This window comes from Microtetraspora sp. NBRC 16547 (assembly GCF_030268965.1).
Taxonomy (GTDB): Bacteria; Actinomycetota; Actinomycetes; order Streptosporangiales; family Streptosporangiaceae; genus Microtetraspora.
Genome location: NZ_BSSE01000007.1, coordinates 34,564 through 50,473, shown reverse-complemented (window position 1 = coordinate 50,473; position 15,910 = coordinate 34,564). Strand labels below are relative to the sequence as shown.

The 15,910-nt window shown below is 70.4% G+C and carries 13 protein-coding genes; 5 read left to right on the top strand and 8 right to left on the bottom strand.

Annotated elements, in window-relative coordinates; genetic code table 11:
- The first annotated feature begins 444 nt into the window (after positions 1-444).
- Positions 445-1,110: a response regulator gene (locus tag QSK17_RS12700; protein ID WP_285704865.1), complete on the top strand. Its 666-nt coding sequence runs from the start codon at positions 445-447 to the stop codon at positions 1,108-1,110.
- Between the two features lie 69 nt (positions 1,111-1,179).
- Here the strand turns inward: QSK17_RS12700 and QSK17_RS12695 are convergent, their stop codons facing one another.
- Both QSK17_RS12695 and QSK17_RS12690 read right to left on the bottom strand, forming a co-directional pair.
- The gene (locus QSK17_RS12695) at positions 1,180-1,647 is read right to left on the bottom strand and encodes an NUDIX domain-containing protein (RefSeq protein ID WP_285704864.1); all 468 of its coding nucleotides are present in this window, start codon (positions 1,645-1,647) and stop codon (positions 1,180-1,182) included.
- A 122-nt stretch (positions 1,648-1,769) separates the two neighbouring features.
- A complete protein-coding gene (locus tag QSK17_RS12690) occupies positions 1,770-3,851 on the bottom strand; it encodes a HelD family protein (RefSeq protein ID WP_285704863.1) in 2,082 nt (693 codons plus the stop codon).
- Between the two features lie 64 nt (positions 3,852-3,915).
- On the opposite strand from QSK17_RS12690, the gene QSK17_RS12685 reads away from it, so the two are divergent.
- Positions 3,916-4,659 carry a TetR/AcrR family transcriptional regulator gene (locus QSK17_RS12685; protein ID WP_285704862.1) on the top strand — a complete coding sequence of 248 codons (744 nt, stop codon included), beginning with the start codon at positions 3,916-3,918 and terminating at the stop codon, positions 4,657-4,659.
- 168 nt (positions 4,660-4,827) lie between these two features.
- Here QSK17_RS12685 and QSK17_RS12680 read toward each other — a convergent pair whose 3' ends face one another.
- Together QSK17_RS12680 and QSK17_RS12675 are read right to left on the bottom strand one after the other, a co-directional pair.
- Positions 4,828-4,986 carry a rhodanese-like domain-containing protein gene (locus QSK17_RS12680; protein WP_285704861.1) on the bottom strand — a complete coding sequence of 53 codons (159 nt, stop codon included), beginning with the start codon at positions 4,984-4,986 and terminating at the stop codon, positions 4,828-4,830.
- A 161-nt stretch (positions 4,987-5,147) separates the two neighbouring features.
- Positions 5,148-6,344 carry a neutral zinc metallopeptidase gene (locus tag QSK17_RS12675; protein WP_285704860.1) on the bottom strand — a complete coding sequence of 399 codons (1,197 nt, stop codon included), beginning with the start codon at positions 6,342-6,344 and terminating at the stop codon, positions 5,148-5,150.
- A gap of 200 nt (positions 6,345-6,544) precedes the next feature.
- Between QSK17_RS12675 and QSK17_RS12670 the strand changes: the two genes are divergently transcribed.
- The 3 genes from QSK17_RS12670 to QSK17_RS12660 all read left to right on the top strand — a co-directional run bounded on the left by QSK17_RS12670 (position 6,545) and on the right by QSK17_RS12660 (position 11,740).
- Positions 6,545-7,492, top strand: coding sequence for a helix-turn-helix transcriptional regulator (locus QSK17_RS12670; protein WP_285704859.1), 948 nt, complete (start codon positions 6,545-6,547; stop codon positions 7,490-7,492).
- 1,153 nt (positions 7,493-8,645) lie between these two features.
- A complete protein-coding gene (locus QSK17_RS12665; protein WP_285704858.1) occupies positions 8,646-10,499 on the top strand; it encodes a DUF222 domain-containing protein in 1,854 nt (617 codons plus the stop codon).
- A gap of 116 nt (positions 10,500-10,615) precedes the next feature.
- Positions 10,616-11,740 (top strand): ADP-ribosylglycohydrolase family protein, encoded by a 1,125-nt coding sequence (locus tag QSK17_RS12660; RefSeq protein WP_285704857.1) that lies wholly within the window; start codon positions 10,616-10,618, stop codon positions 11,738-11,740.
- A gap of 185 nt (positions 11,741-11,925) precedes the next feature.
- Here the strand turns inward: QSK17_RS12660 and QSK17_RS12655 are convergent, their stop codons facing one another.
- The 4 genes from QSK17_RS12655 to QSK17_RS12640 all read right to left on the bottom strand — a co-directional run bounded on the left by QSK17_RS12655 (position 11,926) and on the right by QSK17_RS12640 (position 15,898).
- Complete coding sequence (locus QSK17_RS12655; protein ID WP_285704856.1) at positions 11,926-14,220, bottom strand: heavy metal translocating P-type ATPase; 2,295 nt, start codon at positions 14,218-14,220, stop codon at positions 11,926-11,928.
- Positions 14,221-14,249: 29 nt separating this feature from the next.
- A complete protein-coding gene (locus QSK17_RS12650) occupies positions 14,250-15,272 on the bottom strand; it encodes a DUF8832 domain-containing protein (RefSeq protein ID WP_285705047.1) in 1,023 nt (340 codons plus the stop codon).
- Between the two features lie 2 nt (positions 15,273-15,274).
- On the bottom strand, positions 15,275-15,481 hold the full coding sequence (locus tag QSK17_RS12645) for a heavy-metal-associated domain-containing protein (protein WP_285704855.1): 207 nt from the start codon (positions 15,479-15,481) through the stop codon (positions 15,275-15,277).
- Positions 15,482-15,616: 135 nt separating this feature from the next.
- A complete protein-coding gene (locus QSK17_RS12640) occupies positions 15,617-15,898 on the bottom strand; it encodes a metal-sensitive transcriptional regulator (protein WP_285704854.1) in 282 nt (93 codons plus the stop codon).
- Positions 15,899-15,910: the final 12 nt, after the last annotated feature.

Genomic DNA, 15,910 nt, shown 5'->3' with positions numbered 1-15,910 from the left:
CGGTCGGCCTGCTGCGGGACGCCGACGGCGCGGCCCCCGCGACGCGCTCCCCCGAGCGCCTGGAGGATCTCGTCGAACGCTTCGGCGGCGACGGCCGGACGGTGCGCCTGCGACTGCCGGACGACGACGAGGCGGCGGCGTGGCCGCCCGAGGTGGCGAGCACCGTCTACCGGGTCGTACGGGAGTCGCTGACCAACATCGCCCGCCACGCCCCGCAGTCCCGCACCGTCACGGTCGGCGTCGCGCGGGATCGGGACGCCGTGACCGTCGAGGTCACCGACGACGCGCCGCGTCCGTCCGCCCGGTCCCCCCGTCGCCGCGGGTACGGCTCGTCGGGATGCGGGAGCGCCTCGAGGCGCTCGGCGGGACGCTGCGCGCCGGACCGCGCGAGGACGCCGGCTGGTCCGTACGCGCCACCCTGCCCGTCCCGGCGCGGGAGCGGCGATGACCATCAGGGTCCTGCTGGCGGACGACCAGGCGATGGTCCGCGGCGGCCTGCGGCTCATCCTGGAGGACCAGCCCGACATCAGCGTGGTCGCGGAAGCCGCGGACGGCGCCGAGGCGGTCGAGCTGGCCCGGCGGCTGCGCCCCGACGTGTGCCTGGTGGACATACGGATGCCCCGTCTGGACGGCATCGACGTCACCCGCGCGCTGGCCGGCCCCGGCGTCGCCGACCCGCTCCGGGTCGTCGTGGTCACCACCTTCGACCTCGACGAGTACGTCTACGGCGCGCTGCGCGGCGGCGCGGCCGGCTTCCTCCTGAAGGACGCGGGCCCCGCGCTGCTGGTCGAGGCCGTACGGGCGGCGCACGCCGGCGACGCCCTGGTCTCCCCGTCGGTCACCGTCCGGCTGCTGCGCCATCTGACCGCCGGCCCGGCCCCCGGAGCGGTGAGATCGGCCGCGCCCGACCGGCCACTGTCCGACCGGGAGATCGAGGTCGTCCGGGCGATCGCCCGGGGCCGGACGAACCAGGAGATCGCCGCCGAACTGTTCATCTCGCTGAGCACGGTCAAGAGCCACGTGTCCGCCATCCAGGCCAAGCTCACGGTGCGCAACCGGGTCGAGATCGCCGCCTGGGCCTGGGAGCACCGCCTGATCGGCCCGAAATAGCGCCGGGACGTACGCCGCGGGGCCGGGCGGCGACCCCCTGGAACGGGCCATACCGATCGGTCCCGGCCCTCACGGCGTGGCGGGCCGGGCGGTCTCCCCCCTGATCAGCAGGCGGTGCCCCTCCTGCAGCTCTTCCGGGAGGTCGTCGGGCGAGAACCACCCGGCCTCCAGGATCTCGAAGCCGTCGGTCCTGAGCGTGCCGCCGACGAACTCGGCTTCGTAAGCCACCTCCACCCGCAGCCGGAAGCCGCTGCGGAGACGGACGAGCCGGTTCGCGCGGACGACCAGTCCGGTCTCCTCGCGCACCTCGCGGGCGACCGTCTCCTCGAAGGTCTCCGACCGCTTCGCGTAGCCCGAGGGCAACCCCCACTGGCGGCCCTCAGGCCACAGGCGGTGCTTCAGCAGGAGCACCCGCCCCTCGGAGTCGCGTACGACACCGGTGACACCGACCATGAACGTGGCATGGACCAGCCACAGCAGGCGCCATTGCATCGGGCCGCGGATGGCCCGCCACAGGCGGGCGATGATCCTCTTCACGACGTACACCTCAGGTGGTCCGGACGATCACGGGCGCGTCCACGATGGCGTAAGCGCCGCGCGTTTTCCACTCGGCGCTTACGGAGCCGTGAGCCGGACGACCTCCTGATCCCCAGGTCGCGTCAGGCGTCCACCGATCGGGGGAACCCCGCCGGCAGCGGGCGGGAGTGCAGCACGTCGAGCCGGGACACCGCCCGGGTCAGCACCACATAGAGCCGGTTGAGCCCGCGCTCCTCCGCTTCGACGATGTCCGCGGGCTCGGCCACGATCACGTGGTCGTACTCCAGGCCCTTGGCCAGCGACGCGGGCAGCACGGTGACCCGGGCATGACCGTCCGCCGCGTCGGCGGGTCCCGCTACACCGGCGGGATCGGTCGTACCCGGCGGGCCGGGCGCGGCACCGTCGCCCGTCAGCGCGGTCGTCAGCGCGGTCGTCAGCGCAGTCGTCAGCAGGCCCACCAACGCGGTGGGGGCGATCACGGCGATCGATCCGTCATGGTGCAGTGCGTCACGCACCGCGGCGACGGTCGCGTCCGGAAGATCGGACACGCGGGTGACGCGGACACGGCCGTCCGTCCGGAAGGAACGCGTCGGCGGCACGTCCGCCTCCAGCGCGTCCAGCAGGTAGTTGGCGAGCCGGGCCACCGCTGCGGGCACGCGGAAGCCGGTCGTCAGCGCGATGACCCGCGCCTTCGGCTTGCCCAGGTGCGCGAGCAGGTCGTGCCAGTCGCGGGCGGCCCACGGCGTCGTGCCCTGCGCCAGGTCGCCGAGCACGGTGATCGAGCCGTACTCACTCCTGCGTGCGATGACCCGGCACTGCATCGCCGACAGGTCCTGCGCCTCATCCACGATCACGTGGCCATAGCCCTGCGTGCGCTGGAGCAGTCCGGCGACCTCGTCGATGAGCACCGCGTCGGCGGTGGACCATCGGGCGCTCTTGAACGTGCGCGGCGGCCTCGTCCGGCGGATCGCCGCCTGCTCGTCCGGGGTCAGGACGCCGTCGGCGGCCCGCATCAGAACGGCGGGGTCGCCGAGGACCTCCGCCACGACCTCCTCCGGCCGTACGGCGGGCCACACCGCGTCGACGGACGGCTCGGCGGCGCGGGACATCCGGCGCGTCCAGGCCGCGTTGAGGTTCTGGCCCCGGGCCTCGGCCTGCCGTCCCAGCACGGAGACGACCCGAGACAGCACCCGCTCGCGTCCCACGGCGTACGGCGTGGCCTCGCGCCGGGTGTCGTCCACGATGCGACGGAACTCCTCCACGGTCACCCGCCAGCGGTATGAGCCGTCGGGAACGGTGACCGGCTCGACCGGCTTGCGCACGCGGCCGTAGAGCGCCCGGCGCAGCACGGCCGCCATCCGGACGTCGTGCTTGACGGCGGCCGCCGCCGCGCTGTCGTCGGCCCGCGCCGGGCTCCCCGCGAGCAGGTGCTCCAAGGTGGTCTGCTCGACGTCCACCTCGCCGAGCACGGGCAGCACGGCCGAGATGTACCGCAGAAACGCCGGGTTGGGACCCAGCACCAGGACTCCCGAGCGGGAGAGCCGCTGCCGATGGGCGTACAGCAGGTACGCGGCGCGGTGCAGGCCGACGGCGGTCTTCCCCGTGCCGGGAGCGCCCTGCACGCAGATCGACTCCTCCAGTTCGGCGCGTACCAGATCGTCCTGCTCGGGCTGGATGGTGGCCACGATGTCGCGCATGGGACCGACGCGGGGGCGCTCGATCTCCGTCGCGACGATCCGGCTCGCGCCCGCCAGGTCCTCGCCCTGGTCGAGGTGCTCGTCCTCGTATCCGGTCAGCTCGTCCTCCGCCCAGCCGAACCGGCGGCGTACGGCGATGCCCTGCGTGGAGCGTGCGCCGGCCCGGTAGAACGAGCGGGCGACCGGGGCGCGCCAGTCGATCACCATCGGCTGCTCGCCGACGCCGCCGGAGATGTGGCGGCGGCCCATGTAGTAGCGCCGGCCTCGATGATCGCCCGCGTCCGCGCCGGCGCCGAAGTCCATCCGGCCGAAGAACGGCGGCCCTCCGGTGTCCTCGGCGAGCTCCTTGGCCAGGCTTTTGAGGTGGCGTCCGAGCCGCTCCGCGCTGTACCGGTCGCCCGCCACCTGCTCACCGATGACGACGTTCAGCCGGGCACCGTCCAGCATCGCGCGCAACGCGGTCCCGCATCGCGCCGCGTAGGCCCTCTCCTTTTCGAGTTCGCTCATCAGGCCAGCTTAAGTTAACTCAGTTAATACATTAACCGGGTTAATAGTTTGGTATGCTGGGTGGGTGACAGGACTTCGTCGGCTCAAGCGACAGCGCATCCATGAGGCGATCTCCGCGGCGGCGATATCGCTGTTCCTTGAGCGGGGCTTCGACGAGGTGTCCGTCGCCGAGGTCGCGGCGGCGGCGGAGGTCTCCAAGCCCACGCTGTTCAAATACTTCGCGACCAAGGAAGACCTCGTCCTGCACCGGATCGCCGACCACCAGGGCGAGGCCGCGCGCGTCGTACGGCAGCGCGCTTCCGGGGTGGACCCGCTGACCGCGCTGCATCATCACTTCCTGGACGGGCTGGCGCGACGCGATCCCGTCACCGGCCTCAACGACCACGAGGAGGTGATCGGCTATCACCGGATGGTCTTCTCGACTCCCAGCCTGGCGGCCCGGCTGTTCCACCACATGTCCATGGACGAAGAAGCGCTCGCCGACGCGCTCCGCGAGGCCACGGACGATCTCACCGCGCGTGTCCTCGCCGGTCAGGTGATCGCGGTCCAGCGGGTGCTGGCACGCCGCAACTGGTCGGCGATCGCGGAAGGAACGAGTACGGAGAAGCCAAGCACGGGGGAAACGAGCACAGGGGTAGTGAGCACAGGGGTAGTGAGCACAGGGGAAACGGGCGCCGAGGGGACCGGCACGGAGCGAGCAAGCGCGGGAACAACGAGCGCGGATGAGGTGTACCCGTCGGCCGTCGCCGCCGCCGACCGCGCGTTCGCCCTGCTGCGTGACGGGATCAAGGACGTCGTGTGGACGTGACCGCACTCAGGCGGGCGCCCGACGACATCTTCGGCTACGTGGCCGACCGGCGGGCTGACCTGTAGGCGCGGTGACCGACTCGGGGACCCGCGGCCCGGCACATGTCAGCGGCGGGTCTGAGACCGGGCCGTGTGACCGCCGGTTATCGGCCGGTGGTCGGCGGGGCGATCAGCCGACGTCGCGTGCCGCGCGGGCGGCAACAAGGTCGGGGACGCCCGCGCCGTCGAGCACGACGGGGCGGTAGCCCTCGCGGGCCAGGAGCGTGGCGGCGATGGAGGACCGGCGACCTGAGCCGCAGGCGACCAGTAGCGGCCGGTCTTTGTCCAATCCGGCGGGGACGCCGTCGGTGACGAGCTCCGTCTCGGTGGGGCTGGCGCTGCTGGTCGTGCTGGAGTCCCTTACCCCTGCCGAACGACTGGCCTTCGTGCGGCGCGTCTCCTGACATGAAAGGGGGCCGGCCCGGCGACCGGCCCCCGATGTCGGCAGTGCTAGTGAGCGTCCGGCTTGACGATGATCGGCAGCTGGGCGTCGAACAGGTTGGCGAAGGTCATCGAGGGCATGATGTGGCCCTGCTTCCGCTCGTCCTGCGCCAGGTCGACGGCCCACGACGAGCTGGCCAGCCGCTGGTTCGGCGTGCCGTGGTGACCGTCGCTGGAGAAGGAGCAGTCGCCCACCTCGAAGAAGGACTGGACCGCGGGAAGCAGGCGCTTGGCGTTGAGTGTTCCGCCGCGCTTGTGGGTGAGGAAGTACCCGGCGAAGGCGTCGGCCATGAGCTCGGTGCGGCGGGTGGCCTCGGGGCCGGTGAGCGGGCTGTCGAAGAGGCCGTCCTCGAACTGGACGTGGTGCCCGAACTCGTGGCCCAGGATGGACTTGGTGGCCACCTCGCCCAGGCCGATCCCGTCCATGCCCTTCATGATGCCGTCACCCATGACGATCTTGTCGGGGATGCCTTGCACGATCGGGTCCGGGTCGCCCTCGGCGGTGAAGGCGAAGGCGTTGAACGTGAAGATCGGGTTGTCGGCGTTGAGCACCGGGTCGGCGGCCAGCACCTCGATCAGCAGGTCGGCCAGGTCCTTGCCCTCACCGGCGGGCAGTCCCCACAGCACCTCGAGGACGCGGGCGGTGCGGTCGGCGTCCTTGAGCACGTCGCCGTGCATCGCGACGCCGCGGATGTCGTCGGACTTGATGTCCCAGAACTTCTTCAGATCGCGCAGCTCGTGCGTGACGGTAGTGGTGTATTCACCGTTCTCGCCGTAGCTCTGCGGGGTGTCGCCCGAGTTGAAGAGCAACGCGTCGTACGCGGGGATGTCCAGGCCGCCGAGTATCACCACGATCAGGATCGTGAAGAAGTCCGCGCCCTCGAGCCGCTCGTCGAGCCACGCGCTCAGCCTGGTGTCCGCGCACTTGTAGTCGTTCGGATCGATGGCGCTGAGCGCCAGCTCGTTCCAGGCAGAGCCGGTGACGCCCAGCCCGGCCTTGAACCGGGCGGCCCGCTCCTGCCAGTCGGCCGGCAGAGCCTTGATGGTCTCGAGGTAGCGCGCCTTGGTGGCGTCGTCGACGTGCAGAGAGTTGATCGCGCTCTCGAGCGCGGAGGTGGGGGATGTCGCCTGCGCCGAGGCCGGGGCGCCGATCGTGAGGGCGGCGGCGACGGCGGCGGCGGCCAGCAGGGCCAAGGGCTTACGCAAAAGGGCTCCTTCGACGTGAAAGCACTTGGCGAAAGTCTCCAGACTATTGACATCGATTGTGAACGGTCCTGACGTGTCATGATCCGGCATGTCCGGAATATGACAGAAAACGGAAAGACGAACCCACCAGGGAGCGCCCTCGGTTGCGTCCGCGATCTCCTCGGGGCTCCTCGGGGCTCCTCGGGAAGGTGAGCGACACGGTGAAGCCCTTACAGGCGCTCGGCCTCTCGCCGACGGCCGAAGCGATCTACTTCTCCTTGGCCCAAGCCGGCCAGAGCCCCGTGGAGGCCCTGCCCGCGCTGCGTGAAGACCTCGAGCGGGCGCTGGCCGAGCTGGAGGCACTGGGGCTGGTCACCGTGGCCGACGGCCACGTGTCCCCGCTGCCCCCGCTCAGCGCCCTGGAGTCCTACGCCGAGCGCCGCGCACGCGAGGCGCTGCTGGCCAGGCAGAGCGCCGCCGTACTGGCCAGGATCTGGCAGGATCACCAGCGGTCGGCGAGCTACCTCGAAAGCGTGGCCACCGCGGACGGCACGGCGGCGATGGAGCGCCGGCTGCTCGACCAGGCGGAGCGCGAGGTACGAGCGCTGGTTCTCGGACCGGTCGAGCGTCCCGAGGAGACCCCGCGGGTGGCGGCGGGCACCCTCGAGGCGCTGGCCCGCGGTGTCGTCATCCGTGCGGTCTACGGAGCCGAGATCCTGCGCCGGCCCGCCGCGCTCGCCGCCCTGCGCGCCTGCGTCGAGGCCGGCGAGCAGGCCCGTGTGTTCCCCGACATATCCCTCCACATGCTCGTCGGCGACGACCGCGAAGCACTGCTGATCTTCCGGGGAGACGGCGAGACGCGCCACGCCATCGCGGTCCAGCCGTCGGGCCTCCTGACAGGACTCGCCGGGATATTCGAGTCGTTCTGGAAAATGGCGGTGCCGCTCGCCGCCACCGTGGAGGCCGACGACCTCGACGCCGGTCCCACCGCCGGGGAACGCAGGCTGCTCAGCTACCTCAGCGCCGGGCTCACCGACGAGTCCATCGCCCGCGAGCTCGGGGTCAGCGAGCGCACCGTCGCCCGCAGGATCGCCAGGCTGCAGGAGGTCCTCGGCGCCCAGACGCGCTTCCAGCTCGGCGTACAGGCCTCCCGGCAGGGCTGGATCTAGGGAGTGTTTCGTGGATCTTTGCCGTAGCGAGGATGCCGCCGAACAGGAAAAGGGGCTGCGCCAAAGGGGCAAACCCCCCAAGACGACAAAGATGGGGACGAGGACCGAGGCGAACGGCGGCGATTACGACTGCGACGCCGGATCTGGCTGACGGCAGCCAAGCCGGGCCGCTCGCGGGGTGGGCCGACCAGCAAGGTCCACCTGTCCGCCGATCGGCGATGTCGTCCACTGCCCTTCGTCCTCATCCCCGCATCCGGCACTGCGGACGCATCCGGGGCGCCACGGACGCGGCTCTCGCACCGCCGAAGGCTGGCGACCGACTGCTCGTAGCTTCGCCCAGGGATCCCGCGAGAACCTCGCGGACGGACACGCTGAAGATAACGCCCGATATTTCCCGACATAGGATATCGATATTCACTTCGAAATTATTTGCGAATTCGACTTGCCTGCGACAGGCATTCCTGACATCATTCATACAGGCGTTCTAATTATTGATCGGGGGTGGAGCGTGGCCAAGCTCTTTGGACCTTCCGGGTTCTTTTCGGACGAGCCACCAGCCCGCTCGGAGTCCGGCCCCTGTAATTCCGACTGGTGGGATCGAGTGACCATACCCGGAGCAGCCGAAATTTCCGGAATGCCCCACTGGAGTACAGGCCTCGCAATTGACGACTTTCTTCCTCATGTTCGCGACATCGACCATTCGATCCCGCCCAGATCAGTCGCGCCCGAAATATCGCTTTCCCTCCCTGGACGGCCAAGGGAAAAGCCAAACTCTTCGGACCGGAACGTCGCGCCCCTATCACCCGAGTCAGGTGCCACGACGTCGCGCATGAGCGATTCCACCCTTAGTGGGGCAGAATTCGCCGCCACCCCGGGCGTTTCCCTCACGAACGACAGCACCACAAAGGATCACAGCGAGCGCGGTCGCTCCCAGATGAGCGGCGCTGCCGATTACCGACGCAAGCCCCGCATGTCACGCAGCACCGCCAACAGCACCGGTGAGCCCGACACTTCGGACCCGAGCGACACCGCCAGTGATCGCAATGAGCGCGATGCCACTGCCATGGGCGAGGTTCCCGGTGCCGGAAATGCGCCAGGTGCGGGGAACCCGTCTGACGGGCCGTCACCCTCCTCTTCCTCCAGCACGGGTCGGGTGTCGTGGCCGTTGGTGGCCTCGGTCCGGGAGACGGCCTCTGCGCTGGCATTGGCGGTGGTGCCTGACTCGCCGGGGGTGTGTCTGGCCGAGGCGGAAGACCTGCTGTTTGCGCGGGATCGGCTCATCTCCGCGATCGCGGCGCGGGTGGAGCGGGTGCATGCCGCCGGTGAGGCCAAGGCGTGCGGGCATGCCTCCACCAAGTCCTGGCTGCGTACCGCTGCCGGGATGAGTGTCGCGGGCGCGGGCCGGATGCTGGCGCTCGCGGTGGAGCTGGCCCGCCTACCCACGGTGCGGGCCCGGTTCGCCGACGGCAGCCTGGCGGAGGGGTATGTGACGGCGATCTGCGCGGCGACCGGCCGGTTGACCGATGAGCAGGCCGCGCTGGCCGAGCCGATCCTCCTCACGCTCGCCGAGCAGGCGACTCCGGCGGAGATCGCCCGGGCCGGCCGCTACCTGCACGCGGTGCTGAACCCTGATGGGGAGGCCGATGACGCCGAGGCCGACTACCGGCAGCGTTTCCTGCTCGTGCGGGAAAGCTCCACCGGCGGCCTGGAGGGGGAGTTCCGGCTGCCCCGGGAGGCGGGCGCGCGACTGCGCGCACTGCTGGATGCCTACGCCAAGCCCAAAGCCGAGGGTGATGACCGGCCGCTGCGGGTGCGGAACGCAGACACGCTGATCGCCCTGCTGGAACACCAGATCGGCACCGAGTTGCTGGTTCTGATCAACGCCGAGTCCCTCCCCGACGACCCCCCAGCCGCCCCCGGCAACGACACCCCGGCCCGGCGCACCGACACGCAAGAGGCGGCCACGCACGACATGGCAGCCCCGGACAGTGCCGACCACGACAGCATCGGCTCCGAGGAGGCTGCCCGCGACTCGGCTGCCGATGACACCCAGACGCATCACACGGCTGCTCACCTCAGCGACGCAACCACCACGGCCGCGAGTGCGGCTGGCGCCAGGACCGAGAGCGGACCTCCCGCTACAGCCTCGACATCAGACACAGATGAGCCGCCCACAACACGACAAGAGCCGGTCAAACCACGGCGCGAACGGGAGCCGTCCACAAGCGGGCGGAACACGCCCGGACAGGAACGCAGGCCGTCCCGCAAGGGTCGTGGCACGACCCGGGATGAAGCGCGCGCGACAGCGGACGAACGAGACCGGACGCAAGCCACGGGCGGCCCATCGCGAGTTACAGCGAGTACGTCACGGGACAGGCGAAGCACACCGCAAAACGCAGGCGGCGCGCCGCGGGATAGGCGAAGCACGTCACAAGACGCAGGCGGCCCATCGCGGAATACAGCGAGTACATCGCGGGACAGGCGAAGCACGTCACGGGATACGGCGAGTGGGCCGCACAGTAGGCGGAGCACGTCGCGGACGGGGCGGGTGTCTGACTGGGTGACCCCTGGCGGGCTGATCTCGGGCCGGACGCTGCCCGGCCTACTGCTGGCCACCGGACAGTTCCTCCCCATCACCGACATCCACCGCCTGGCATCAACCTCCAGCCTCACCCGCCTGGTCATGAACGCCGAAGGACGGGTCCTGGACGTCGGACGCACCGTCCGCCGCGCCACCAGAACACAGCGGCGAGCCATCCTCGCCCGCTACACCACCTGCATGGTCGACGACTGCCACCTACCCGCCCACCTCTGCCAGATCGACCACGTCCAAAACTGGAGCGACGCAGGAGCCACCGACCTCGACAACCTCGGACCCACCTGCCAATTCCACAACCGCGACCGCTACCAACACCCCGACCGCTACCAACTCCACCGCGTCGGCGACAACCGATGGGCATTCACCTACATCGGCCCCCGCCCCGGACGCGTATCACGCGCCAACTGATCACAGCGGCCCGGCCGCGCCGACGACTGGCAGGCGTTCCTCCGGCCGGAGGCTCGCGCCAGACATGTCATCTTTCGCTACGGTCGGAGCAAGCCGTGTGAGAGGAGATCACCGCTGTGGCCGACAGCGCGACGACGGATACCGGAACGGGCGAGCTGTCCTTCGGGGGCAGGGTACGCGGCTGCCTTCTGGGCGGGGCGATCGGCGACGCGCTCGGCGCGCCGGTGGAGTTCGACTCGATCGCTGCCATCCGGCGCGTCCACGGTGACGCCGGACTGACCGACCTCGTCCACGACTGGCGCGGCGCCGTCGGTCTGATCACCGACGACACCCAGATGACGCTGTTCACCGTGGAAGGGCTGATCCGCGCACGCCTGCGCGCTCGGAACAAAGGCATCGGCGGTGCCGAGGTGACGATTGTCCGCAACGCCTATCTGCGCTGGCTGGACACCCAGAACCACCGCCTGCCGCCACCTGGAGACGATCTCGTGCGCACCGGCCGGCTTCGTGAGGAGGCGTGGCTGTACTCCCGCCGCGCTCCCGGCAACGCCTGTCTGTCCGGTCTGCGTACCGAGATGGGTCCTCTGGCCGCGCCTGGAATGCCGGGACCGGTCAACCCCGATTCCAAGGGCTGCGGCACCGTCATGCGGTCAGCGCCGTTCGGTCTGGCCGCTTCCGACGCACGTCACGCCTTCCGGCTGGCGGCGGAGTGCGCCCAGATCACTCATGGGCATCCCACCGGTTACCTCGCCGCCGGAGCGTTCGCTGCGCTCGTCTTCTTCCTCCTGCGGGGTGCACCACTGGAGCGAGCCGTACAGGACACCGTGGACCTGCTCGCCGAGCAGCCCGCACACGAGGAGACCACCACCGCGATACGGGCGGCCGTCGCGCTGGCGGCCAAGGGGAACCCGTCGCCCGAGGCGGTGGAGTCGCTCGGTGGCGCGTGGATCGCCGAGGAGGCGCTCGCGATCGCCGTCTACTGCGCTCTGCTCGCCGGAGACTTCGCCGCCGGGGACGACGTGGAGCGTTCGCTGCTGCTGGCCGTCAACCACTCCGGTGACAGCGACTCCACCGGAGCGGTCTGTGGCAACATCCTCGGCGCGCGGTACGGCGAAGCCGCCCTGCCTCGACGATGGCTGTCGCGGCTCGAAGGCAGGGAGGCCATCTCCCGGCTCGCCGACGATTTCGTCACTGCGTTCACCGGCGGCGACCTCCCGTCTGACGCGTACCCCGGCTGCTGACACCGCCCACCGCACTGAAGACCCGGGACCCCTGGGAACCCTGCAGGCCCTCGGGGCCTCGGGGCCTCGGGGCCTCGGGGCCTCGGGGCTGAGGATCGTCAGAAGCACGAACGACGGCCCTCGGAACACTCCGAAGGCCGTCGTTCACTTGCTGCCTCGTATCGCTCCCGACCGGTGGGCAGATTTTACTTGAAGCCGCGCAGCCGGAGGCTGTTGCTGACCACGAAGACCGAGGAGAACGCCATGGCGGCGCCCGCGATCATCGGGTTGAGCAGCCCGGCGGCGGCCAGCGGCAGAGCGGCCACGTTGTAGGCGAACGCCCAGAACAGGTTGCCCTTGATGGTGCGCAGGGTCCGCCGCGACAGCCTGATCGCGTCGCCCGCAGCCCGCAGGTCACCACGGACCAGGGTGAGGTCGGACGCCTCGATCGCCGCGTCGGTGCCGGTGCCCATGGCCAGGCCGAGGTCGGCCTGCGCGAGCGCCGCGGCGTCGTTGACGCCGTCGCCGACCATGGCGACCGTACGGCCTTCGGACTGCAGGCGCTTGACCACGCCCACCTTGTCGGCGGGCAGCACCTCGGCGATGACCTCGTCGATGCCGACCTCGGCGGCGACCGTACGGGCGACGGCCTCGTTGTCGCCGGTGAGCAGCACCGGGGTCAGTCCGAGCGCGCGCAGCTCGCGGATGGCCTCGGCCGAGGTGGCCTTGACCGTGTCGGCGACGACGAGCACGGCACGGGCCGCGCCGTCCCAGCCGACCGCGACAGCCGTACGGCCGGTGGCCTGGGCCGCAGTGAACGCCCGCTCCAGCTCGACCGGCAGGTGCTGAGACCACTCGGCCAGCAGCTTCGGCCGTCCGACCAGCACCGCGTGGCCGTCGACGACCCCCTGGACACCGAGTCCCTCGACGTTGGCGAAGTCCTCGGGCGTCGGGAGCGTGCCGACCCGCTCGGCCGCGCCCCTGGCGACGGCCTGCGCGATCGGGTGCTCGGAGGCGTGCTCCAGCGCTCCGGCGAGCCGGAGCACCTCGGCCTCGGCCTCGCCCTCGGCGGTGTGCACCTCGACGAGGGTCATCCTGCCCTCGGTGACCGTGCCGGTCTTGTCCAGGACGACCGTGTCGATCTTCCTGGTGGACTCCAGCACCTCGGGTCCCTTGATCAGGATGCCGAGCTGGGCTCCCCTGCCGGTCCCGACCAGAAGCGCGGTGGGCGTCGCCAGGCCGAGGGCGCACGGGCAGGCGATGATCAGTACGGCGACCGCCGCGGTGAACGCCGCCCCCACGCCGTCCCCGGTGCCGAGCCAGAAGCCGAGCGTACCGAGGGCCAGAGCGATCACGACCGGGACGAAGATCCCGGAGATCCGGTCGGCCAGCCGCTGGACCTGCGCCTTGCCGGTCTGTGCCTCCTCGACCAGCTTGGCCATCTGGGCGAGCTGGGTGTCGGCCCCGACCCGGGTGGCGCGGACCACCAGGCGGCCGCCCGCGTTGACGGTCGCGCCGGTCACCGCGTCGCCGGGCCGTACCTCGACGGGTACGGACTCGCCGGTCAGCATCGAGGCGTCGACCGCGGAGGTGCCCTCCTCGATCACGCCGTCGGTGGCGATCTTCTCACCGGGCCGGACCACAAACCGGTCCCCGACCACGAGCTGGTCACTCGGGATCCGGACCTCGCCGCCGCCCCGCAGCACCGCCACGTCCTTGGCGCCCAGTTCGAGCAGGGCCCGTAGCGCGGCGCCGGCACGGCGCTTGGACCGCGCCTCGAAGTAGCGCCCGGCGAGGATGAACGCGGTCACCCCGGCGGCGGCCTCCAGGTAGATGTTTCCGGAGCCGTCACTGCGCTGGATCGTGAAGTCGAACGGGTGCGTCATGCCGGGGGTGCCGGCGGTGCCGAAGAACAGCGCCCACAGCGACCATCCGAGCGCGGCGATCGTGCCGAGCGACACCAGCGTGTCCATGGTCGCCGCGCCGTGGCGCAGGTTGGTCCAGGCCGCCTTGTGGAACGGCCAGCCCGCGTACACCACGACCGGCGCGGCCAGCGTCAGCGACAACCACTGCCAGTTGGTGAACTGCAGCGGGGGGATCATCGCCATTGCGATCACCGGAACCGCCAGAACCAGGGCGGTGATCAGCCGGGTGCGCAACGGCTGGAGCTCGTCGTCCGGCTCCTCCTGCCCGCCGCCGCTCTCGTCCTCCTCGCGGGGCGGTGCGGGCAGCGCCGCGGTGTAGCCGGCCTTCTCCACCTCGGCGATCAGGTCCTGCGGGAGGATCCCGTCGGCGAAGGTGACCTTCGCCTTCTCGGTGGCGTAGTTCACCGTCGCGGTCACGCCGTCCATCTTGTTGAGCCTGCGCTCGATCCGGTTGGCGCAGGACGCGCAGGTCATGCCGCCGATCGAGAGCTCGACCGAACTGTGGACCCGGTCGTCGGTGATGGAAGACCCGGTGGTGGAAGACCCGGTGACGGAAGACCCGGTGACGGAAGACATCGTCTCTCCTTTCTCGCGTCGCGCCCGCGTCAGTGCGTGTGCTCGCCGTGCCCGCCGGACCCCGACTGGGACTCATCGTGGTCACCGGAGTGGCCGCCGGGCCGCTCACCGGACGCCGGGGCGTCGTTCGCGTGGACGGTGAAGTCGGTGGTGCGCACCTCGCCGTCGTGCTGGAAGTCGAGGAAGAACCGGTAGTCGCCGCGGCTGGGGACCTCCGCGTAGAAGACGATCTCCGGGCCGGGCCGGGTCTCGCCGTCGCCCGGCTCTCCGTCGGGGTGCACGTGCAGATAGGCGAGGTCGCCGCCGCGCAGCGCCACCAGGTGGCCGTACGCGCCGAGGTAGGGCTGGAGGTCGGTGACGGGCTTGCCGTCCTTGCTGATCGTCAGGGTGACGCGGCTCGCCCGGCCGGGGACCAGGTCGCCGTCGAGGGTGACCGTGTATCCGTCCACCGTCGCCGTACGGCCTGCGCTCGGCAGGGCCTTCGGAGCGTACTCGCCCGCGGCGTACAGGTCGGCGCCGAGGGTCATGCCCTTGCCGCCTTCGGGGGCGAAGTCGGCAAACATCCGGTACGCGCCGGCTGAGGGAAGGGTCAGCGGAACCGACCACACGCCGTCCCCGGCCTCGACCGGGTGCAGGTGCTGGAAGTGCGCGAGATCCCTGGAGACGAGGATGAAGTGGAGCTTCTTGTCGTGCTGCACCTGGTAGCCGGTGACCGGCTTGCCGTCGGGCCCGGTCACCGTGAACCGGAAGTCCACGCTCGTGCCCGGCTCGACCGTCGTGGTGAGCGGAGTGAGCGTGTAGCCGTTCTGGGACACCTGAAGCCCTCCCGGGATGGACGCGCCGGCCGGGGTCGCCTGCGCGGAGGGGGTAGGGGAGCCGCCGGAGTCTGAGCCGCCGGAGTGACCAGCGGCACCGGTTTCGCCGTGGGCGGTGTGCTTCTTCGCGACCGGCGGGGTGCCGACTCCGCCCACGGCGGTGCCGACGCCGAAGGTCGCGCCGAAGACCACGGCGAGGCCGAGGGCATAGGCTCCGAGCTTGGCGGGGGTGTTCATCATCAATCCACCACTTCGTATCCGGCCTCTTCGACGGCGGCCGCGATCGTCGCCGCATCGATGGGGCCGTCGCTGTCGACAGTCACCAGGCCGGTGGCCAGGTCCACCTCGACGTTCTTGACGCCGGCGACCTCTCCGACCTCCTCCTTGACCGAGCTGACGCAGTGACCGCAGGTCATGCCCTTGACGGTGTACGTGGTGGTGGTCATATCGATCACTCCTGTCATCAGAGATCCATGTGGAACGTTGTTCTGTTAGAACTGTGCGATTAGAACTGTGCTGGCAGGCCTGTGCCGACGTGACCGCTCCGCCGAGGCCGACGCGTCGCGGAGAAGTGACACGGATCAGGAACGGACGAGGCGGGCGACGGCCTGGGAGGCTTCCTTGATCTTGGCTTCCGCCTCAGCGCCGCCCTTGGCCGTCGCTTCGGCCACGCAGTGTGCCATGTGCTCGTCGAGGAGGGCGAGGGCGAAGGACTGCAGGGCTCGGCTGGCCGCCGACACCTGGGTGAGGATATCGATGCAGTATTTGTCCTCTTCGACCATCCGTTGCAGGCCACGGACCTGCCCCTCGATTCGGCGCAGCCGCCGGAGGTGCTCCTGCCTGGTGTCGCTGTATCCGGCCATCTCTCCACCCCT